This window comes from Carnobacterium gallinarum DSM 4847, from assembly GCF_000744375.1.
GTDB classification, from domain to species: Bacteria; Bacillota; Bacilli; order Lactobacillales; family Carnobacteriaceae; genus Carnobacterium; species Carnobacterium gallinarum.
The window spans coordinates 2,752,539-2,775,137 of sequence record NZ_JQLU01000005.1 but is presented as its reverse complement, the minus strand read 5'-3'; the positions used below and the strand labels follow the sequence as shown (position 1 = coordinate 2,775,137).

General features: G+C 34.8%; 17 protein-coding genes. All 17 read right to left on the bottom strand.

Annotation, left to right across the window (positions count from 1 at the left end; all coding sequences use genetic code 11):
- Positions 1–9: 9 nt before the first annotated feature.
- The 17 genes from BR43_RS17570 to BR43_RS17490 all read right to left on the bottom strand — a co-directional run bounded on the left by BR43_RS17570 (position 10) and on the right by BR43_RS17490 (position 22,570).
- Entirely contained in the window at positions 10–405 is a 396-nt protein-coding gene (locus tag BR43_RS17570) for a YlbF family regulator (protein WP_034564333.1), read from the bottom strand.
- Positions 402–1,211: a TIGR00282 family metallophosphoesterase gene (locus tag BR43_RS17565; protein ID WP_034564331.1), complete on the bottom strand. Its 810-nt coding sequence runs from the start codon at positions 1,209–1,211 to the stop codon at positions 402–404. Before BR43_RS17565 ends, BR43_RS17570 begins: the two co-directional genes overlap by 4 nt.
- A 156-nt stretch (positions 1,212–1,367) precedes the next feature.
- Complete coding sequence (gene rny / locus BR43_RS17560) at positions 1,368–2,930, bottom strand: ribonuclease Y (protein ID WP_034564329.1); 1,563 nt, start codon at positions 2,928–2,930, stop codon at positions 1,368–1,370.
- A 450-nt stretch (positions 2,931–3,380) separates the two neighbouring features.
- On the bottom strand, positions 3,381–4,517 hold the full coding sequence (recA, locus tag BR43_RS17555; protein WP_034564326.1) for a recombinase RecA: 1,137 nt from the start codon (positions 4,515–4,517) through the stop codon (positions 3,381–3,383).
- 172 nt (positions 4,518–4,689) lie between these two features.
- Positions 4,690–5,946: a competence/damage-inducible protein A gene (locus BR43_RS17550; protein WP_034564324.1), complete on the bottom strand. Its 1,257-nt coding sequence runs from the start codon at positions 5,944–5,946 to the stop codon at positions 4,690–4,692.
- Between the two features lie 51 nt (positions 5,947–5,997).
- Positions 5,998–7,380: a metallophosphoesterase gene (locus BR43_RS17545; protein WP_425393643.1), complete on the bottom strand. Its 1,383-nt coding sequence runs from the start codon at positions 7,378–7,380 to the stop codon at positions 5,998–6,000.
- 118 nt (positions 7,381–7,498) lie between these two features.
- Entirely contained in the window at positions 7,499–8,077 is a 579-nt protein-coding gene (gene pgsA, locus BR43_RS17540; protein WP_034564320.1) for a CDP-diacylglycerol--glycerol-3-phosphate 3-phosphatidyltransferase, read from the bottom strand.
- A gap of 130 nt (positions 8,078–8,207) precedes the next feature.
- Complete coding sequence (locus BR43_RS17535) at positions 8,208–10,286, bottom strand: Na+/H+ antiporter (protein ID WP_034564317.1); 2,079 nt, start codon at positions 10,284–10,286, stop codon at positions 8,208–8,210.
- Positions 10,287–10,476: 190 nt separating this feature from the next.
- A complete protein-coding gene (locus BR43_RS17530; protein ID WP_034564314.1) occupies positions 10,477–11,367 on the bottom strand; it encodes a helix-turn-helix domain-containing protein in 891 nt (296 codons plus the stop codon).
- A 99-nt stretch (positions 11,368–11,466) separates the two neighbouring features.
- Positions 11,467–12,192 (bottom strand): elongation factor P 5-aminopentanone reductase, encoded by a 726-nt coding sequence (ymfI, locus tag BR43_RS17525; protein ID WP_034564311.1) that lies wholly within the window; start codon positions 12,190–12,192, stop codon positions 11,467–11,469.
- Positions 12,189–13,490 carry an EF-P 5-aminopentanol modification-associated protein YfmH gene (yfmH, locus tag BR43_RS17520; protein WP_034564308.1) on the bottom strand — a complete coding sequence of 434 codons (1,302 nt, stop codon included), beginning with the start codon at positions 13,488–13,490 and terminating at the stop codon, positions 12,189–12,191. The genes ymfI and yfmH overlap by 4 nt, the downstream gene beginning before the upstream one ends.
- A gap of 2 nt (positions 13,491–13,492) precedes the next feature.
- Positions 13,493–14,749, bottom strand: coding sequence for an EF-P 5-aminopentanol modification-associated protein YfmF (gene yfmF / locus BR43_RS17515; RefSeq protein WP_034564306.1), 1,257 nt, complete (start codon positions 14,747–14,749; stop codon positions 13,493–13,495).
- A gap of 275 nt (positions 14,750–15,024) precedes the next feature.
- Positions 15,025–15,987 carry an ABC transporter permease gene (locus BR43_RS17510; protein ID WP_034564303.1) on the bottom strand — a complete coding sequence of 321 codons (963 nt, stop codon included), beginning with the start codon at positions 15,985–15,987 and terminating at the stop codon, positions 15,025–15,027.
- Between the two features lies 1 nt (position 15,988).
- Entirely contained in the window at positions 15,989–17,083 is a 1,095-nt protein-coding gene (locus tag BR43_RS17505; protein ID WP_034564301.1) for an ABC transporter permease, read from the bottom strand.
- On the bottom strand, positions 17,073–18,623 hold the full coding sequence (locus BR43_RS17500; RefSeq protein ID WP_034565380.1) for an ABC transporter ATP-binding protein: 1,551 nt from the start codon (positions 18,621–18,623) through the stop codon (positions 17,073–17,075). The genes BR43_RS17505 and BR43_RS17500 overlap by 11 nt, the downstream gene beginning before the upstream one ends.
- Positions 18,624–18,892: 269 nt before the next feature.
- Positions 18,893–19,939, bottom strand: a complete 1,047-nt coding sequence (locus BR43_RS17495; protein WP_034564298.1) for a BMP family lipoprotein — start codon at positions 19,937–19,939, stop codon at positions 18,893–18,895.
- 285 nt (positions 19,940–20,224) lie between these two features.
- Entirely contained in the window at positions 20,225–22,570 is a 2,346-nt protein-coding gene (locus BR43_RS17490) for an FtsK/SpoIIIE family DNA translocase (RefSeq protein WP_034564296.1), read from the bottom strand.
- Positions 22,571–22,599 lie beyond the last annotated feature (29 nt).

Sequence of the window (22,599 nt, the reverse complement as noted above, 5' to 3'; positions counted from 1 at the left end):
AAAAATTGCTTATTCTTCACGACTTTGTTCAAGTTTGTCAGTAATTTGATCCACTAATTCCTCTTGAACAGTACCAACTAAATGTTGCAATAAATCATTCGCTTCAACCAACGCATCTTGATAGCTAGTCACCACAATATGCTGATTAAATTCATTGGTTAAATCAGCGGCTTCCTGACTAGCAGTTTTTTCAGCCTCTGGCTTACCATAATGATTAAAGGCAACAGCCTCTTTTTGCTTCACTTTAATCTCAGCAATTAATTGATTTAATCGTGGATGATTTTGCGCTTTTTCTTCAATTAATTGATAATTTTGAATCACTTCATTAGCTTCCAGACGTTCAATTAAGCGGTCTAATTGATGTTTTGTCACCGCGTCTAGTTGCGATTCTTCACTAGGTTTCATTCAAAATCTCCTCCAAAAGGATGATCTTCATTAATTAAAATAGGTTCAATTTTTTTAGCCGCACCCGTCACATCATCTAATTCAATATAACATGCAGATAGAATCTTACGTCCTGTTTTTGGCACTTCAAAACGCGTTGGCATCTGTGTTAAAAAGCGGTTAATCACTTGTTCCTTAGTCATTCCTAAAATTTCATCGTAAGGACCTGTCATTCCAACATCCGTTAAATAAGCTGTTCCTTGTGGTAAAATGCGGGAATCACTTGTTTGAACATGTGTGTGGGTTCCAACAACTGCTGAAACCTGACCATCTAAAAACCAACCCATAGCTTGTTTTTCACTAGTTGTTTCTGCATGGAAATCAACAAAAATAAGTGGAGTCCGTTGTCTAGCTTCTTCAACTAAATCTTCAATTTTACGAAAAGGATCATCTAAATCAGCCATAAAAACCCGACCATGTAAATTAATCACGGCTAACTCTAGAGTATTAACCTTAATAAAGGCCATTCCTTTACCGGGAGTTGTATCTTCAGGATAATTGGCAGGACGAATCATTTTTTTTGCATCGTCAATAAATTCAAAAATTTCACGATTATCCCATGTATGATTTCCCATCGTTACAATATCAACACCATCTTGCAAAAAACCTTTATATATTTTTTCTGTGATTCCACGACCTGATGCCGCATTTTCACCATTTAAAATCGTCACTTGAGGACGATATTTACGTTTTAATTTTGGAAGATATTCATGAACCATCTCACGTCCCATTGAACCTACAACATCTCCAACAAATAATAATCTCATTTTTTTGCCTCTTCTCTATTTATCCATTCTCTCTATTTTAACAATATTTTGATAAAATTGAAAGTCATCTCAAAAAGCTCAGCTGTTTTTTTAAGAAATCTACAAAAAATCCTCATTAAAGCGATATGCTTTAATAAGGATTTTTAGAATTACTATTTACTTCGCATAGTCAACGGCTCTTGTCTCACGAATAACAGTTACTTTAATATGTCCTGGGTAGTCCAGTTCATCTTCAATACGTTTTCTAATATCTCGTGCTAAAGTAATAGCTGACAAATCATCAATTACTTCAGGCTGAACCATAATCCGAACTTCACGTCCAGCTTGGATTGCAAAACTACGTTCTACTCCGCTAAAGCTATTAGAAATTCCTTCTAGCTTTTCAAGACGACGAATATAATTCTCTAACGATTCACTTCTTGCTCCTGGTCTTGCTGCAGATAGGGCATCTGCTGCTGCAACCAATACTGAGATAACTGAAGTAGCTTCTGTATCTCCGTGATGAGACGCAATCGCATTAACGACAGTTGCATTTTCTTTATACTTAAGTGCAATTTCTTCGCCAATCTCCACATGTGATCCTTCAATTTCATGATCCAATGCTTTACCAATATCGTGTAATAAACCTGCACGTTTGGCTAAAGTCACATCTTCACCTAATTCAGCTGCTAAAACACCAGCTAATTTGGCAACTTCAATTGAATGATTTAAGACATTTTGACCATAACTTGTTCTAAAGCGTAGACGACCTAAAATCTTGATTAAATCTGGATGTAATGAATGAACACCAACATCAAATGTTGCTTGTTCTCCAATTTCACGAATGCGTTCATCCATTTCTTTTCTTGATTTTTCCACCATTTCTTCAATTCGAGCTGGATGAATACGACCATCTTGAATTAATTTTTCAAGCGTCATTCTAGCAATCTCACGACGAATTGGATCAAAACCACTCAAAATGACTGCTTCTGGCGTATCGTCAATAATTAAGTCAATTCCAGTTAACGTTTCTAGTGTGCGGATATTACGGCCTTCACGTCCAATAATACGACCTTTCATCTCATCACTTGGTAAAGTTACAACAGATACTGTTGTTTCCGAAACCTGATCAGCAGCACAGCGTTGAATCGCTAATGAAATTAAATTCTTAGCTTTACGATCAGCCTCTTCCTTAGCTCGTTGTTCTGATTCTTTAACCATCACAGCTAATTCATGAGAAAGATCTTCTTGTGTTTCTTTCACAATGATATCTTTTGCATCTTCTCGAGAAAGAGCGGCAACCCGTTCTAATTCAAGCTGTTGTTCTTCAACTAATGCCGTTGCTTTTTTCTCTTGATTATCAATTAGTTGTTGTCTTGAACTTAATTTTTCTTCTTTTGCTTCAAGAGTACGTTCACGTTTTTCTAACCCATCATCTTTACGATCTAGGTTCTCTTCACGTTGAAGTAAACGATTTTCTTGCTTTAGAATCTCGCTTCTTCTTTCTTTAAGCTCCATTTCAATTTCAGTTCGATATCTGTGATTCTCATCCTTCGCTTCTAACAAAGCTTCTTTTTTTAAGGTTTCTGCTTCTCTTCTTGCTTCCTCCAAAATTCCAGTTGCAGTGTTTCTAGCACCAGCCAGTTCTTTTTCGTGGGTTGATTTTCGGACAAAATATCCTACAATTAGACCAACAACTAAAGTACCAATAGCGAAGGCTACACTGATAAAATAAACCATTTCTCCACCTCCGTATCACGTATTTAATTGTCATTTATTTCTTTTTTGGTACATTATTACAAAAATCCCTTAAATTTAACTGCGTATATTTAACTAAGGTGATATACAAGTTTAATTTTAATTGTAGAAGCTCAACATGTCAACTTAATTAGCATATTTCAATCAACCTTTTTCTTTTTTTTCCTTTTTTATAAACTTCAAAAAAAAGATTTTTTAGGAAAACCTTTACTTTTCAAGGATTACTAACGAATTAGCCTTTAAAATATATTTTTCTTAAACTAAACAATTTTCATTTAATTAATTAAAAATTGAGCTTTTAGTATTGGAAAATTTTTTTATAACTATTTTAATCACTAAAAAAAAGAAATCAGACAGATGTTGGATTTCTTTAAACTAAAACTTTAGTTTAACATCCACTGAACTGTCTGATTTCTTGTAGGCTCACATTTTTCACTTAATTTCTGGTAAATCCAACGTTATTTCTGTTGGATTTTCATTTAGTGAGGGCTCATTTTCTTTATTTTTATCTTCTTTTGCTTCTTCAGTTTTTTTAGTTCCTTTTTTTGATTCTGCTTTTTCTTCCTCCACAGAAAGTTTATCCCCAATGCCGTATGCAGCACGAACTTTAGTTTCAATCTCTGCTCTTAGTTCAGGATTTTCCATAAAGTATTTTTTCGCGTTTTCACGGCCTTGCCCAATCCGCTCACCTTCATATGAGTACCAAGCTCCACTTTTAATAACAATATCTTTATCTGAACCCATATCTAAAAGCTCACCTACTTGTGAAATTCCTTCGCCATACATAATATCCACTTCAGCTACTTTAAATGGTGGTGCAACTTTATTTTTTACAACTTTAATTTTTGTACGGTTCCCAACTACATCTGTACCATTTTTTATTTGTTCCGCTCTTCTAACTTCTAAACGAACGGTTGCATAAAATTTAAGAGCACGACCACCAGGAGTAACTTCTGGATTTCCAAACATTACACCCACTTTTTCGCGAATTTGATTAATGAATAAAGCAATAGTTTTCGTTTTATTAATTGAACCAGATAATTTACGCAATGCTTGTGACATTAAACGTGCTTGCAAACCCACGTGGCTAGCACCCATTTCTCCTTCAATCTCTGCACGTGGTACTAATGCCGCAACCGAATCAATAACAACAATGTCCACTGCTCCACTAGAAACCAATGCGTCAGCTATTTCTAGACCTTGTTCACCAGTATCTGGTTGAGATAAAAGCAATTCGTCAATGTTTACACCTAATGCTGCTGCGTATTTTGGATCTAGCGCATGCTCTGCATCAATAAAAGCTGCAATTCCGCCTTGTTTTTGAACTTCAGCAACTGCATGCAATGACACGGTTGTTTTACCTGAACTTTCAGGACCATATACTTCAATAATCCGACCTTTTGGATAACCACCAACACCTAATGCAACATCTAGTGCTAAGGATCCACTTGGAATTGTTGAAATTTGGGTATCAATTTTCTCGCCCAGTTTCATTACCGAACCTTTACCAAAGTTCTTTTCAATTTTTTTCAATGCTGCATCTAAGGCTTGTTTGCGATCATCTGCCATTAAAATTCCTCCTCAAATCTATCTATGCTTTATTTATTTTACATTAAATTTATAACTTTTTTCTTTCACAAAAACTATCATAATCGTTATTATAAAAAAAAGCAAGCAAAAAATGAACAAACGTTCGCTTTTTATTTTTTATTTTTTTACTCGTACTTAAAAACTTATCTTCTTACTCATCTAAAGGCAATTGTTTTATCAATCGACGAACCAAATCCAATCCAGATAGTGTTGCTTGTTGGCGATTGCTGTTACGATTTCTAGCGAAGTGGTAACATTTTGCAAAACTTGGTTTTCCTTTTTGTGCGATGCCTATCCAAACAGTTCCCACTGCCTGTCCTTCTAAAGAATTAGGTCCAGCAACACCTGTGAAAGATAAGGCTATATCCGTATTAAATAACTTCCGAACACCTTCTGCCATTTCAATTCCACAAGCTTCACTGACTACACCTGCTTCAGCGATTGTTTTTTCGGATACGTTTAATAACTTGGATTTACTTTCGTTGCTATATGTGACAACCCCACCATTGAATACCTCAGATACACCGGAAACACTAGCTAACGAACTTTGAAATTCACCTCCAGTTAAGCTTTCAGCTGCTGTAATTGTTAAATGATGTTCTTTTAACAAATTCACAACACTTTCTACTAAATTGGTTTCATCGCCATAGCCATAAAAATAGCTACCAACGCGCTTTTGTATTTCCGCCTCCATAGTATTCAAAAGCTGGATACAAGCTTCCTCAGTTGCTCCATTTGCGCTTATACGTAATGTTACCTCGTGAACACCAGCATAGGGAGCAAGGGTTGGATTTGTTTGCTTTTCAATTAAATCGTCTAGAATCGTCACTAATCTTGATTCACCAATTCCAAAAAAACGTAATACTCGTGAAATAAGCAATTCTGGTTTATCCATATTCGCTAATAATAGAGGTTTTACTTCATGTAAAAACATCGGCTTTAATTCATTTGGAGGTCCTGGTAACAAAACATATATTGTCTTTTCATTTTGTAAAAACATCCCTGCTGCTAAACCGGTTGAATTTTTCAAAACGATTGAACCTTCTAAAACCACCGCTTGTAATTTATTATTTTCAGCCATGGGACGATTGGAATGTTCATGAAAAGCAATCACTTTTTCTAAAGTAGTCGTATCCGTTACTAACTGGCGTTTTAAATGATTCGCAACTGTTTGTTTTGTTAGATCATCTTTTGTTGGTCCTAGCCCACCAGAAAGTATAATTAACTCACTGCGACTTTCGGCTTCCTGTAATACTCGTTCCAATCGCTCTGGATTATCTCCAACTACAACATGATGATAGACATTAATACCTAAACCTGCTAATTCTTGTGATAAAAAAGCAGCATTTGTGTTTACAATTTGTCCTAGTAGTAATTCTGTTCCTACTGCAATAATCTCAGCTCTCATAAAAAATTCCTCCATCACTTATAGTCTATGCATTTTTTTTAAAAATTTTTTTTAATTAAAAGGAAATTCCATCTGCACATTATTCGTATCTTGATCAATGTAGATACTGTCGATATAACTTGTTAAACTACTTTCTGGATGCTGCTGCAATACTTGATAGGCTGGATTTTTAGCTAATTGCTCTTGAGTTTCTTTTACATTTTCAGGAGCAACGTAAGATTCTCCACCAAAAAAACGTTGATTCGCGTTGCCTATAAAAGTTGCAACTGAATCCAACTGACTTTTATCAGCCCACTGTTCTTCATAAATCTGACCGATTGCAAAACTTTCACCATCTTTTTGCATATTTTCAGCTAAATAGGCTGAATGTTGTAACAGATCTAGATTAGTTGCTCCCGTTTCTTTTGCCCAGCCATCAACATCTGTTGTTTGTCTTTGATAGGTAAAGCTTCCATCTTGATAAGTGAATTCACCAATTGGATTAGGTGCCATCATAAACGAACCCGTTACGATATCATAAATCTTATGTCCTTTCACATCAAGGCTAGCAATATCTTGGGCGTGAATATGACCTGATAAGACAAAATCAACTTTTTCTTTTGCAAAAAAGTCTTGTAAATTCTCAGCTTTATCGATTGTAAATCCACGATTTACCAATTGATTATGATCCATTAAATTATGATGCATTACTGGAATAATTTTAGCACCTTGTTCTTTTGCTAATTGGAAATTTTCTGACATCCATTGATACGTATCTTCACGGATACTTCCGCTGGTTACAGGAGCTCCTTTTGAAGCACTCCAACTGTATTTATTTGAATCAATCATCATTATCCAGAGATTTTTTCTAGGTGCAACCAAATAACTCAATGAAGTGGGATCACTACTAATCGCTTGTTGATACCCATTTTTCTTAAAAATTGATTTAAAATCTTTCGGTAAAATTTGTTCCGTTGCTTCAGCTTGATCTCCACGATATTTTTTCGCCCAACCATCACTGATATCGTGGTTCCCAGGAATCACATAAACTTCTGTGCCATTTTTTTCAATTTCCTTAAAATAATCTGCTAATTCAATTGCACTTTGTTTTTCACCATTTAGAGTTAAATCACCACTTACTACTAATACATCTGGTTGTTCTTTTTTAGCTTGCATGACTAAAGCCTCTAATGTTTCTGTTTGGTAGTTTAAATCTTTACCTGCTGAAGTACTCACAATAAAGTCAAATTTTTTCCCATCATCATGTAAGCTTGGAGCTATATAATGAACATCTGTAATTACCCAAAGTTTAAAGCCAGTTTCAAGAGACTTCGCTGACGGGCTCTCTCTATTTTTCAAAGCTTCTTTGCTGTCTTTTGCTTCATTTCCCGCTCCACAACTTGCTAAAAAAAGTAGCATAAAAAAAAGACTGACTATTTGCCACTTTCTTTTCACTTTCATTGACCTCCCTTTTACAATTCATACCTCTTTATTTTACCATAATCAGTCAAAAAGCGACAAAAAAGGTGAGGGAACTTTTATTCGTTCCTTCACCTTTTGACATCATTCATTTTTACATTGATCCAGAGAAAACATGTTTATTTTTAATAAAATAATCAACACCAGAATAGACAGTAAAAAATAAACACACATACAACATAATAGTTGCAAACGGGAAATTCATTCCAGCAAATGGAAAATTATTTAAAAACAACAAAATAATTGCTACCATTTGAGTTGCTGTTTTAATCTTACCAGGCATTGCTGCTGCCATTACCTCGCCATCGCCAACTAAAAGCAAACGAAGTCCTGTAACTGCTAACTCACGGCAAATAATAATTGCAATGACCCACGATGGAACAATTCCTTGCCCAACTAGAACAATAAATGCTGTAACAACTAACATTTTATCTGCTAAAGGGTCCGCAAACTTACCAAAATTAGTGACTAAATTTCTTGCTCGTGCAATTTTCCCATCCAACCAATCGGTAATACTTGCTAACGCAAAGATAATTGCGCCAACTAATTGTGTAACCTCAATTGAGCTTCCTAACCAATTGACTTGTCCCCAATCAAATGGACCTAAAACGATCACCATGAATATTGGAATCATAAAAATACGAAGTACTGTTAATTTATTTGGTAAATTCAATGCTATTTTCCTCCATCTTCTATCTAAAATTCTTATTTACGTTAGATAGTTATTTACATGCATACTTTGCTAGTTTATCACAGAGTTTCGCTACTTAATAGCGAAACCCTTAATTTAGTTAAATAAAAAATCATTCAGTTCCCATTGTTAATTCACTTAACTCATCATAGGTCACCTGTTCGCCTAATTGATTCGCAATCTCAAAATTAATCTCAGCATTATCTAATAAACGTTGAATTTCTTCTCGTTCGATTTGCAAAGTCAGACTAGCTAAACGGCGCATATTTTGTTGTTGTATTGCTGAATCTAGTTGAACATATTCAGTCCGACGGTTGTATCGCTCCATGACTTCAATTGACTCTTTTCGATTTTCAGAAGTCATTTGATTCTGGATTTCTTGCACAACGGTTCCAGCTACTAATCGTTGAGATTCTTTAAATTCTTCAATTAATTGGCTATGAGCATCTATTTTTGATTTAAATCGTGCGTCAAATTCTTGATTACGCATTTTTTTTACTCGTTTTTTCAACAAATTCATTTTGATTTTAAATAACATAATTTTAAAGAAATTACGTTCTTCAAAACGACGAGAATTTTCCAAATAAACTTGATACAAACGTTCAATCATTGGTGAAATCTGTTTTTCTGCAATTAATTCATCAATTTTCTGCTTCTCAATATCACGAGCAAAATTCATAATCTCTTGCATTTTTCCACGATCTTCATCACGATAACGCCCTTCTTTACTTGCAACTAATTTATCTTCTAACTCTAGTAAAATTTGATTAAGCATCGTATTATTCTCGGCTGTACGCTGTTGCTCCAAACGATCAATTGTGCGAAAGAGAATTTCTTGATAACCTGTAATTTCATCTAATTTTTTAGCATTAATGACTAAATCCGTCGTTACCTGTTCCTTAGGGACTAATAAAGGCAACATGATCGTTGCACTAATCAAACTAAATAAAATAACACTCGCCGTAATAAACAGCACTTCATTTCTTAAAGGAAACACTTCATTGTTTCCTAAAACTAATGGTACTGAGAGAGCTGTGGCTAAGGAAATGGTCCCATGAACACCAGCAAATGCCGTAATAACAGCGTACTTAAATCTAGAAATCCCAGATTTCTTAGCAGGTTCCAAAGCACTTGTCATTTGAATCAGGTAATTACTAAATCCCGCATCTACTGGTTCAACAAAATCAGCATACAATAGATACACCCATGCAAATCGTAAGAAAAGAATAAAACAAAAAATCAAAAGTGAACTTCCAAGTAATTCAGCAACATGAACATCATTAGCATCCCAGATGGCTTTGATAACACTTGGCAGCATTGAACCTAATAATAAGAAAACTAAACTATTTAAAAAATAAATAAAAGTTGACCAAACATTGCTAGAAATCAGCTGCAATTTTGTCGTAGTTTTTTGTAATTTATCCTGTTCAAATCCATGAACAAAGCCTGCTGCAACTAAAGCCAAAATTCCTGAAAAATTAAACTCTTCTGCTAAGATAAAAATAACAAAAGGTGTCGCTAACTGAATCAAAATTAATAACTCTGATTCTTCTAATCCCATTTTTCTTAATTTTATCCGTAACTTTACAAATAACAGACCCATAATTACGCCAAGAACAATCCCACCAAAAGCTGCAACTAAAAAACTAATGCTGGCTTCTTTGACTGAAAAGACACCTGTTACAACTGCTGCTAAAGCAACTTTAAAAGAAACTAGTCCAGCTGCATCATTAATTAGTGACTCTCCTTCTAAAACACCCATGATATTATCTGGTAGCTTAATATTTTTCACAATTGATTTCAACGCAACAGTATCCGTGGGTGAGATAATCGCAGCTAATGCAAAGGCAATCGCTAAAGGCATCTTAGGAATTAACCATTGAATAACAAAACCTCCCAGTATAACTGAAATTAAAACTAATCCAAAAGCTAATAATAAAATTGGACCTTTTAACTCCCAAAATTCTTTTCTAGAGACCTTCTGACCCTCATAAAAAACCAACGGAGCAATGATGCATAACATAAAAATCTCTGGTTCTAAAATAACTTCATGTTCCAATGGTAAAAAGGTCATTAAAACACCAACTGAAATTTGAATTAATGCTAACGGAACTCGTGGTAAATACTTATTCGCTACAGATGAAACCACTATTCCAACAATCATAAGCAATACAAAAAATAATAATTCCATAGACAAACCTCCCTATATTCATTCATTATTATACTTTTTTCAGAATAAAAAAACCAGTATTTTTCTAAAAAGGATTTTAACAAATTTCAAAACAACTATTTTTTTCAATGAATGTAAATAAAAACAAAAAAAATCCTAAACCGAAGTAAAATAACCAAGGTTTGGGATTTTTCTATGTTAATTTTTCTACCTATTGTGCCGCTGCTGCAACTGGAGTTACAGTAAAGACAAGTGTTTGCGTAATTACATTAGTTGCTTCTGGAGCATAAGCCACTGCTTCACCATTCAATGTAATTTTTGTACTCGCTGCATTTCCAATTCTGACAGAGATTGATGTTGTTCCGGCTGGTAATGGAACTTCCAAATTATCGCCACTTTGCATTGTTTTTTGATCAGCTGCTACACCATTAACTTCAACGCCAACCCAACTTGCTCCACCTTCTGCACTCAATACAATTGAACCTGGTTCGGTTGCATTGGTAACCGTGTAATTTGTTGTTTGACCCGTTGATGATTCAACGGCAATTGCTTGTTTTGGTTTTTCCGGTTCTTTTTCTGGTTCTTTTGAACTAGAAGAAGCTGCACTAGTTTTTGATTCACTAGTAGCTGTATTACTACTTGTTGTAATCGATGTTGTATCTGAATCTTTAGAAATAATTGATTCAGTATCTTTATTTCCAGTTTTTGTTGCTGCATACCAAATTCCACCAATAATCAAAAATACGACTATGACAATCAAAATAGTAGGTAACAAAGTTTTTACTCGTTCAAGTAATTCATTTGTTACATGATTTTCTGACCGTGTTTGGTTTGTGTTGACCTTCTCCACATACTCTTCATCATGTGTGTGTGGAACAGCATCTGTGTATTGTTCTAACAATTGATCGCCATTTAAGCCAACCGTATCCGCATATTGTTTAATAAAAGCACGGGCATAAAACTTGCCAGGCATTACATCAAAATTGCCTTCTTCAATTGCAATTAAATAACGTTTTTGAATTTTTGTCATTTGTTGCAAATCATCTAATGTATACCCTTTTGCTTTTCTAGCTTCTTGTAATTTTATTCCAATTTCATTCATTCACCTATCACCCACTAGATTTCTTTTTTTAGATAACTTTATTCTCCATATCATAGTTATTATAGCATATGAATAGATAACAAAACATTAATTTTTTCTTTACTTTAGCCAGCCACCGCTGATAACCAAAGACTGTCCTGTCATATATTGACTTAATGGTTCCAACAGTTGTTGCACCCAGAAGCTAATTTCAGTCGTAGTTCCCATTCGACCTGCTGGAATTTCCTCGTTCAACCAATCTAGCTCCGCTTCGGCAAAGTCTTGATTCATTTTCGTTGCAATCGCTCCTGGAGAAATTGCATTCACTGTAATCCCTAAGCTAATCACTTCTTTGCTATAGGCTTTAACAAATGCAAGTTGGGCACCTTTAGTTGTAGAATACAAAACCTCCATGGCACTCCCAACTTCACCATAAACTGAACTAATAAATACAATACGACCATTTCCAGATGCAGCTAATTTAGTTTGCAAACTTTGCACTAATAAAATAGGTGTTTTTACATGAACTTGCCACATTTGATCCATTTCTAATGCTGTCGTCTCTGTTAATAAGTGATAATGTGTAAACCCACTAGCAAAAATGACCGCATCTAATTGAAAAATTGATTCCAAAAAAAGCGGTAGCTCTGCTTCATTCATCATATCTAATTGCAAAGTAAAAAAATCTTGTTTTGGATAATTTTTTTGATAGACCTTAGCCTGTCTCTCCACACTTGTAAAATCCGAATGACAATGAAGGTAAAGCGACCAGCCCGCTTTTGCTAAATCTTGGGCAATCGCACCACCAATATCACCGCTAGCCCCCATAATCAAAGCAAATTTCATCCTTCATTCGCCTCTTTTGGTAAAATATGGAAGGTACTCATATGTTCTTTTATCATAAACTCAGCAGCTAATTGTTGAATATCTGCTAACTTAATGCTTTCAATAGTTGGTACTAAATCAAATAAACTTGCATCACCATAAGCTTCTTGGCTATATTGATTAGCAATGTATTCTATTGAATTTAAAGATTGTAACGCACTACCAATCATCCGTTTTTTGACAGTTGTTAGATTTGCTTCTGTTAATTCTGAACTATCTTTTGCAGTTAGTAAAATTTCTTTAATTGCCTCACTAAAAGCCGTTGGTTCTTTTGCATCCCCACCAATATCAATAAAATGAAACGTTCGTTCTAAATTAAATTCAAAAGAAAAGCTGTCATCAATTACACCACCATCATATAAACGCAAATAATTTTCAGACGTAGTTCCAAATAAAAGAGTTAACAATAAATTCATTTTTGTTTTATAGACTAATGCTGCTTTTCCAGTTGGAGCAGGATGTACTCCCTTGACACCAACAATACTTTTTGCACGATTTACTGGCATCTCAATCGAATCAAAAACGTTAATATCCGCTACTGTTTCAGTTGGAAAGTGACGCACAATTTCTGTTGCTGGAGCAAATTCTTTATGGTCTTGATTGTCACGAATCGTTGTCATCATTTCAGCAGGATTCATTTTTCCAACAACAAGTAAATTCATATTACTTGGGTGATAAAAGGTATGGTAGCATTCATATAAGTCTTCAGGAGTAATCTCCATAATGCTGTCCACAGTTCCAGCAATATCAATGTGTAATGGATGTTTTGGATATAAATTTCCCAAAATACCAAAAAATAGACGCCAATCAGGCTCATCATCATACATTTGAATTTCTTGTGCAATAATCCCTTTTTCCTTTTCAACAGTTTCTTTAGTGAAATAGGGTTCTTGAACAAAATCTAATAATGTTTCAACATTTTCCAATATACGATTGGTGCTAGTAAATAAATAACTTGTTCGAGTAAAACTTGTAAAGGCATTAGCTGACGCACCTTGTTTGCCAAATACGTTAAAAACATCACCATCTTCTTTTTCAAACATTTTGTGTTCTAAAAAGTGAGCGACACCATCTGGCACTTTTACTAATTCAGTCTTTCCTAGTGGAATAAACTGATTGTCAATTGAACCATAATTTGTTGTAAATAAACCATAGGTTTTATGGAAATCGTTTTTAGGTAGTAACGTTACACGCAATCCATTTTCTAACGTTTCAGTATAAATAGTTTCATTTAATTGATCATAATGTTTTTTTTCCACGATTAAACCTCCCCAGTTAAAAAGAATGTTGCTTTTAGCTGAATCTTATTAGCTACCGCAATAATTTCTTCTTTGGTAACAGCATCTACTTGTGCTTGCCATTCGTCAACAGACAGATTTTTTCCAACAATATCATAAATGTACAAACGTTCAATAAAGGCGGGTGCATTATCTTCTGACTGCAAAATTTGATTTTTCAACATTTCTTTCGTTTGATTAATAGCTTCCTCTTCAAAATTACCAATTTGAACTTCATTTAATTGCACTGAAATAATATCCGAAACCTGCTGAACTTTTGCTGACTCAATTCCAGTCTGAACAGTCATCATTCCTCTAAATGTATCCAAACTACTAGAAGCATAGTAAGCCAAACTTTCCTTTTCTCGTACATTAACAAATAATTTAGAATGAGGAAAACCGCCAAAAATCCCATTGAATACTTGCAATGCAAAGTAATCTTTTTCCAAATAGTACGTATTGGTTTCATACGCTAAATTGTATTTTGCTTGAGTGACTTCTTGCTTTTCAACTTCATTTTTTAAATTGTTACGAGTTGGTTCTTGGTAAAAAACTGAACCAGTAGCCTTTTTTCTAGGTGTAAATGGAAATTTTCTAAAAGCTAATTCAATATCATTTTCATCTACATCACCTAAAACATAAATATCAATTGTATCTTCTTGTAACATTTTTTGATAGTAAGCGAATAAAGAAGTGGCTGTAATTTTTTCTAATTCTTCTGCTGTACCAATACTTGGCATTTTTTGATCTTCATCTTCAAAATAAAGTGATTGTAACGAAAGACTAGCATATGCCTGCTTATCGTCATAAATAGAACTATAGTAATCTAGCAAGTTCTCTTTTTCACGATTAAAGGTCCCTTCATCAAACTGACCATTCGCTACATTAGGATTAAAAATAATTTCTTCAAGTAGGGCAATTCCATCATTTAAAATATTAGTTTTTTCTGATAAATAGCGTTCATTAACTAAGTTCATTCCAACAGTAAACATATGCTCTGTACCTTTTTTTGTCACAGATAAACCAAAGCTTGCACCATATAAATTAGCTAAAGTACTTCTCAGTTCTGTTTGTGTTGGATATTTTTTGCTGTTGGTTTCTAGAAGGCTTGATAACATCGCCCGATTCGTAATTGTTTCAGCTTTTAATGGCGCTCTGAACTTTATAACTAAACGAACTGTTTTATATTTTTTCGTTGGTAGCACATGTAAATGCACTCCTTCATTCAATTGTATTGACATTTTTTTCCTCCCCAATCACGATTTTTAGTGACCTAACACTTAAATCATGGCATACATATTCTTGATAAATTTCTCACTAAAAATAAACTTAGCTTTACTTGAGATTGTACGTCTCATAAAACCTTCATTCCTATATCATAAGTTAATTATGAAGAGAATACAATTATAAATGCTCTTTGAATTCGATTTCTAATAGATTCTTTATGTTTACATAGCATCCTTATTTAAATAAAAAAAAAGCTTCCCAACAATTTGAGAAGCTTTGCTTTTTTGCACTATTTTGATTTTATATACGTTTCGCCATCTGCTGCCGGAGCCTCAGATTTCCCAATAACCCCAACTAAAACAATCACAGTTAAAATATATGGCGCCGTTTGTAACACAACACTTGGAACATCTTTAATTAATGGAATATAACTTCCTATTACACTTAGGCTTTGAGCAAACCCAAAGAAAATCGCTGCCCCCATTGCACCAAGTGGATTCCATTTACCAAAGATCATTGCTGCTAAGGCGATAAATCCTTGTCCAGCAATTGTAGAATGTGAGAAGTTTAAAGAAATCGATTGTGCAGCAATTGCTCCACCGATTCCTCCAAGTAATCCTGAGATCATCACACCTGCATAACGCATGAAATACACATTAATTCCTAATGTATCTGCTGCTTGTGGATGTTCCCCAACAGAACGCAAACGTAAACCAAAACGAGTTTTAAATAATAATATCCACGCTAAAATTGACACAAAAATTGCGACAAAAGCCATTGCTGATGTATTTGTAAAAAAGATTTGGCCAATAATAGGAATATCCTTTAATAACGGAACACTGCTTTTTCCGAAGTTTTGTTGAATAATTTCTGTTTGCCCTTTACCTTCAAATAAAATTCGTGTTAAGAAAACTGCCAAAGCTGGAGCCAGCATGTTTACAACAGTACCAGAAACAATATGATTGGCTCTTAAATTAACTGTTGCTACAGCATGAATCAGAGAGAAAATCACACCAATTCCACCACCAACTAGCAAGGCAATCCAAGGTGTCCAAGAACCTAATTGTTCCGCAAACGCTAAGTTAAAGACGATTGAAGAAAAAGCACCCATAACCATAATTCCTTCTAATCCTACGTTTACAATTCCACCACGTTCAGAAAAAGTTCCACCTAACGCTGTAAAAATTAATGGAGCTGCATAAATTAACGCTGAAGATACTACGATTGAAGCTGTTGAAATAAAAGCATCCACGTTAATTCACCCCTTTCTTAGTTCCGTTTGCGGCAATTAATTTTTGTTCATTACGTTTAAATTTTTTCATAAAATAACGAATTAGATAGCTTGATCCAACAAAGAATATAATTGAAGCAATCACGATATCTACAACTTCTGTTGGCACATCTGATCCAATCGGCATACTAACTCCACCAATCTTCAATGCACCAAATAAAATTCCTGCTACTAAAATACCAAACGGATTTCCTGCTCCTAATAACGAAACAGCCATACCATCAAACCCGATACTAGGCATACTTCCTTGTACAAATAGATTTTGGAAATTTCCTAAACCTTCCATACTACCGCCTAAACCAGCTAATGCACCAGAAATTGCCATTGCTAAAATAATATTTTTCTTTGTACTCATTCCTGCATATTCAGAGGCATAAGGATTCATACCCACTGCACGCAATTCATAGCCCAATGTTGTTTTTTGCATCATAATCCAAACAATAATACACATCATTACGGCAATGATTAACCCTAAATGCAAGGTAGAATTATCGGTTAAAGTTGTTAGCCAATCTGTTCGTAAACTAGCATTTTCTGAAATTTGTGGTGTTGCATCATCACCTTTTGTCAAAACATTACGAACTACATGATTAGCAATATACAAAGCCGTATAGTTCAGCATGATTGTAACGATAACTTCACTTGTATCAAAATATGCTCGTAAAAATCCAGCAATACCAGCCCAAATTGCTCCACACAATGCTCCAACTAATAAACAAAGAGGAACCAACAATAATTTTGGCAAATCAGGCATCATTAATGCTACTGAAATTGAACCAACCCAACCAAACAAAGCTTGACCAGCAACACCAATATTGAAAAAACCAGCTGTATTGGCTACCGCAAATCCCAATGCAGTTAGAATTAATGGTGTGGCTTGGCGTAAGGTTTCACCAATATAAAATGGACCACCAACGGCACCATCAATTAAAGAGGCATAACCTAATACCGGATCATAACCAAAGGCTAACATAACGATAGCGCCTAATAGTAAGCCTAAAACCACTGATAAAACAGGAACTAAAAGATTAATAAGACGTTCATTTTTATGCGTCAAAGTGATTCTCCTCTCCAACTATTTCTGTCGTTGTCTTAGCACGAGCTTTTTCAAGTGAAACACCCGCCATTAACAGACCTAATTCTTCCCTTGAAGTCTCCTTTGGATCTACTATTGCAACAATTCTTCCTTCAAACATAACAGCAATTCGATCAGAAACATTTAAGATTTCATCTAATTCAAAACTCATTAATAAGACAGCTTTATCATTGTCGCGTTGCTCGATTAAACGCTTATGAATATACTCAATGGCTCCAACATCCAAACCACGAGTGGGTTGTGCTGCAATTAGTAAGGATGGGTTGCGGTCTAATTCACGAGCAATAATTGCTTTTTGTTGATTCCCACCAGATAAGGCACTTGCAGGAACACGTTCATTATGAGCACGAACATCAAACTCACTCATTAATTTTTTAGCATACTGATTGACTGCTTTTTTATCGATAAACCCATGATTACTAAGAGGTTTTTGATAATAGGTTTGCAATGCAATATTCTCTTCAACACTCATTGGCAAGACTAAACCATACTTATGACGATCTTCTGGAATATGACCTAAGCCTGTTTCAGTAATTTTTCTGGGAGAAAGATTTTGAATTTCACGACCGTTTAACGTAATTTTCCCCTTTTCAACTTTTGATAATCCAGAAATAGCTTGAATCAGTTCGCTTTGACCGTTGCCATCAATTCCCGCAATTCCTAAAACTTCCCCTGCATGAACTTCGACACTAAGGCTCTTAACTGCTTCTAAACCGCGAGTTTCTTTAACAATTAGATTTTCTATTGCTAAAACAACTTCTTTAGGTTCCGCAATACTTTTTTGTGTCTTAAACGAAACCGAACGTCCAACCATCATATCCGCTAACTCTTGTTGCGATGTTTCTTTAACATTAACAGTCTCAATACTTTGACCACGTCGAATAACCGTACAGCGATCTGCAACTTGTTTAATCTCATCTAATTTATGCGTAATTAAAATAATTGATTTTCCTTCTTTAACTAACTCGTGCATAATAATAATCAATTCATCAATTTCTTGAGGAGTTAAAACAGCTGTCGGTTCATCAAATATTAAAATATCTGCGCCCCGGTACAACGTTTTAATAATCTCAGCACGTTGCTCCATACCTACTGATATATCTTCGACAACTGCATTGGCATCTACTTCTAAACCATACTTACTAGATAAATCCTTGATAATTTTTTTCGCAGCAAGCTTGTTGATAAAACCAAATTTACTTGGTTCGCTACCTAAAATAATATTTTCAGTAACTGTAAATTTCTTAACAAGCATAAAATGTTGATGAACCATTCCAATTCCTAGTTTATTTGCCATACTTGGAGAGGAAATTGTTACTTTTTTACCATTAATCTTAATGTCACCTGAAGTTGGTTCTAAAAGTCCAGAAAGAATATTCATTAATGTGGATTTACCCGCACCATTCTCACCCAAAAGAGCATGAATTTCACCCTTTTTCAATTGGAGATTAATGTTATCATTGGCCTTGAACTCACCAAATTGTTTGGTAATTCCAGACATTTCAATTACATAATCTGTCCCTGTCACGTTGGCTCACTCCTTCTTATAATTGCTGTTTTTCCTTGTACATTATACTTTATTTAAAATGAAAGGGCTAGCTAAATTTTTTTAATCAAAAATAGGCAAAAAGCTTGATTTTATCATTAACATTCTGTTTTCTATGATAGCTAAAGAAAAATTTCAAATGTAAGGATTTCTCTAATAAGGACTGATTCTATTATTGTAAAAAAGACCGGAATTAAAAACTCCGGTCTTTTAATCAATTTAATTTACTTAACTTTTTCTGAAACTGTAACTTTTCCATCAATAATTTGAGCTTTGTAATCAGCAACTGCTGTTAAAGCTTCTTTTGATAAGTTACCATCTGTTAGGCCAACGCCATCTTCTTTCAATCCGTAAGTTAATGTTTCCCCACCTGGGAATTTATTATCTTTAGCACGGTCAGAAATATCAATAACTGTTGCCGCTACACCTTTTAGTGTTGACGTTAAAGTTAAGTTGCCGCCATCGTATTTACCTTCTGCATCTTGGTCGCGGTCAACGCCGATAACCCAAACTTTTTTAGAACTATCAGCTTTCATAACATCTTTCGCTTCTGAGAATACACCATTACCAGTATCACCAGCTGCTTGATAGATAATATCGATGCCACTGTTGTACATTGCGGCAGCTAACTGTTTTCCTTTAGCTGGATCACCAAATGAACCTGCGTATTCAGATTTTACTTCGATTGAAGGATCAACAGCTTTAACGCCCTCGATAAACCCTGCTTCAAAACGACTAATTACATCACTTTCTTGTCCACCAATAAAACCAAGTTTTTTACTCTCAGTTGTTTTTGCTGCTGCAACTCCTGCTAAGAAAGCTGCTTCATTATCTTTAAAGACGATTGAAACAACATTGTCGCCTTCAACAACTGAGTCAATAATTGCAAAGTTTGTTTTAGGATTTTGTTTTGCTACGTCTTTTAATGCTGGTGCAATTTTATAACCAATTCCAAAAACGGTATTGTAGTTTGCTTTAACGGCACTGTTTAAATTTGTTACGAAATCTGAGTCAGAATTTGATTGGAAGTAATTGTAACCATCTTTTCCTTTTTTAAGATCGTTTTTATTACCCCACTCTTGAAGACCTTCCCATGCAGATTGGTTAAATGATTTATCATCTACCCCACCAACATCGGTAACCATTGCAGCTGTATGAACTGCTTTGTCACCTTTACCTGAATCTTTATTCCCATTGCCACCACAAGCAGCCAATGTCAAACTAACACCTAAACCTAGTGCAAGCAGACCCATAAGATTACGTTTTTTCAATTTAGAACCCCTCCAACATTTTTGTATGATAACCAACTGTTATAAATAACAATTTATTACTCATTTGTATTCTACCACCTTTTCCCATGAAAATAAATACTAAAGCGATTAATGTAACCGTTTTTCTTAAAAAACGTTCAGTTTTTAATAGTATTTTCATTTTTAATTAACGAACAAACTTGATTTATCATTCGTATCTCCTATAATTAAATAACTAGATGTTAATATAAAAATAGAATAGTTAATCACTAAAAAACTAATTTCAGTCGATTAACTATCCTAATTTTATTCTTGATTTGGTTCTATCTGATCGTGATTAGGTAACTCTGTAATATTTACTTTACGTGGTTTGCTACCTTCTGATGGTCCAACAATTCCTCGCATCTCCATTTCATCGACTAAACGTGCAGCACGATTGTAACCAATTCTAAAGCGTCGTTGTAGTAATGAAATGCTAGCTGTTTGCATCTCTAATACCATAGCTACAGCTTCATCATACAACTCATCTTGAACTTCACCTGCAATTGGCTCAACAATTTCAGAAGGCATCATCTCTTCTTGATAATTTGCTCCTTGCTGTTCTGTCACAAAATGTACAACACGTTCTACTTCTTCATCAGAAATAAAAGCTCCTTGGACACGAACAGGTTTATTTTCACCCATTGGTAAAAAGAGCATATCGCCTCGTCCTAATAGTTTTTCTGCACCACTACCATCAATAATCGTCCGTGAATCGATACTGCTAGATACAGCAAATGCAATACGTGAAGGGACATTGGCTTTGATTATCCCAGTAATGACATCTACACTTGGTCGTTGAGTAGCTAAAATCATATGAATCCCCGCCGCACGAGCCATTTGAGCCAATCGGGTAATAGACTCTTCAACTTCGTTACTCGCCACCATCATTAAATCAGCCAATTCATCAACTAGAACGACAATGTATGGTAAGGTTGGATTATTTTCACCTGTTTCTAAATTATGCTCAATCACCATTGCGTTATATCCAGTAATATTCCGCATTCCGGTAGCTGCAAATTTTTCATATCGCTGCTCCATCTCCATCACGACTTTTTGTAAAGCTTGAGCCGCCTTCTTAGGATTGGTTACTACAGGAGTTAACAAATGAGGAATCCCATTATAAACATTCAATTCCACCATTTTGGGATCAATCATCATTAATTTGACTTCATTGGGTTTGGCACGCATCAGGATACTCGTAATAATCCCGTTGATACAAACTGACTTCCCACTTCCGGTTGAACCAGCTACTAATAAATGAGGCATTTTACTTAAATCAGCGACAGCGACAGCACCGGTAATATCCCTACCTAAAGGGACTTCTAATAGTTTTTCTGGATGAGCAACTTGTCCTTCAATCACATCGCGAAACGCAACAGTACTCACTTCACTATTGGGTACTTCAATTCCAATAAATGGTTTACCTGGAATAGGGGCTTCCATGCGGATATCTTTGGCAGCTAAAGCTAACGCAATATCATCGCTTAGACTAACAATTTTACTCACTTTAACTCCAACTGCTGGTTGAACTTCATATTTTGTTACTGCTGGACCTAAATTAGCCTTTGTTACTTTTGCTTCGACACCAAAACTAGCAAAGGTGTCTTCTAATTTAGCCACATTTTTCTTAATTAATGCATATTCATTTGTTTGATCTAATGCTTCAATTTCATTTAGCAGCGTCGTTGGTGGCAATTGGTAATCACGATTTTCAAGTTCCGATTGAATTTGAAATTCCAAATCACTTCCATTTTCTTCATCAATGGATGCCTCTGTTTTTTTAGGTTTAGCCGCTATAGGTGCTGCTGGTTTTTGAATTTGACTTTGATAACTATCAATTTCCAAATTCAGCTGTTGGGTCTCACCTTTTTCTGGTTCTTTTATTTCCTCGGCAAGTACTTTACCAGCTGAAAGAGGAGCTACTTTATTTTTTTCTTTAACTACTGTTTTTGATTTAGTCTTCTCAGACTCTGATTTTTTTACTGCTTGTTTCTCACTAACTGTTTTCCATGTATTTTGCAAAAAGACTTGAATCTTCTTCAAATAATCTCGAAAAATCGTTAATGTTTTTTTAAATGATAGATTAAAGAACAGGTAAACACCCGCAATAAATACCATACCACTAATAAAATACGTTCCCCATTGATCAAATAAAAAATAGCTTAAACTATAAAAAAGCGCCCCAATCATTCCACCTCCTAATGATTGTGCAATTTTATCCGATTGAATATCTGTCATAAAATAACGAATTGTTGCTGAAAAAACATTTACCGATGTATTGCCGTCCATAATTGGACCAAATAAAATGGCATGTAACAGAATCAATAAACTCAGATACATCACACTAAAGCCAAAGATTCGTTTACTTCTATAGATAGGCTCCTTGCCGCGGATCAATAAATATCCACCGTATACTCCAAAAATAAGCACGCTGATTAAATAAGTATTTCCTACAAAAAAACGAAATAAGTTCGCAATTAAACGACCTACAAATCCAAGTCTAATTCCTGCTAGCAAAGCTGAGCAAATAAAAATAAGTCCAATTACTTCAATAGAAAAATTCCGTCCCTTTTGTTTTTTGTTTGTCTTTTTCTTTTTTTTAGGCACTATTTTGCTCCCTTCCTAGTTATCATTTCCTA

Bases quoted from the DNA above. Each gene is read 5' to 3' on its own strand.
- BR43_RS17570 (WP_034564333.1), bottom strand. From the start codon at position 405: ATGAAACCTAGTGAAGAATCGCAACTAGACGCGGTGACAAAACATCAA.
- BR43_RS17550 (WP_034564324.1), bottom strand. From the start codon at position 5,946: ATGAGAGCTGAGATTATTGCAGTAGGAACAGAATTACTACTAGGACAA.
- ymfI (WP_034564311.1), bottom strand. From the start codon at position 12,192: ATGAAATTTGCTTTGATTATGGGGGCTAGCGGTGATATTGGTGGTGCG.
- recA (WP_034564326.1), bottom strand. From the start codon at position 4,517: ATGGCAGATGATCGCAAACAAGCCTTAGATGCAGCATTGAAAAAAATT.
- yfmF (WP_034564306.1), bottom strand. From the start codon at position 14,749: ATGTCAATACAATTGAATGAAGGAGTGCATTTACATGTGCTACCAACG.
- rny (WP_034564329.1), bottom strand. From the start codon at position 2,930: ATGGTTTATTTTATCAGTGTAGCCTTCGCTATTGGTACTTTAGTTGTT.
- BR43_RS17565 (WP_034564331.1), bottom strand. From the start codon at position 1,211: ATGAGATTATTATTTGTTGGAGATGTTGTAGGTTCAATGGGACGTGAG.
- BR43_RS17535 (WP_034564317.1), bottom strand. From the start codon at position 10,286: ATGGAATTATTATTTTTTGTATTGCTTATGATTGTTGGAATAGTGGTT.
- BR43_RS17530 (WP_034564314.1), bottom strand. From the start codon at position 11,367: ATGAATGAAATTGGAATAAAATTACAAGAAGCTAGAAAAGCAAAAGGG.
- BR43_RS17500 (WP_034565380.1), bottom strand. From the start codon at position 18,623: ATGTCTGGAATTACCAAACAATTTGGTGAGTTCAAGGCCAATGATAAC.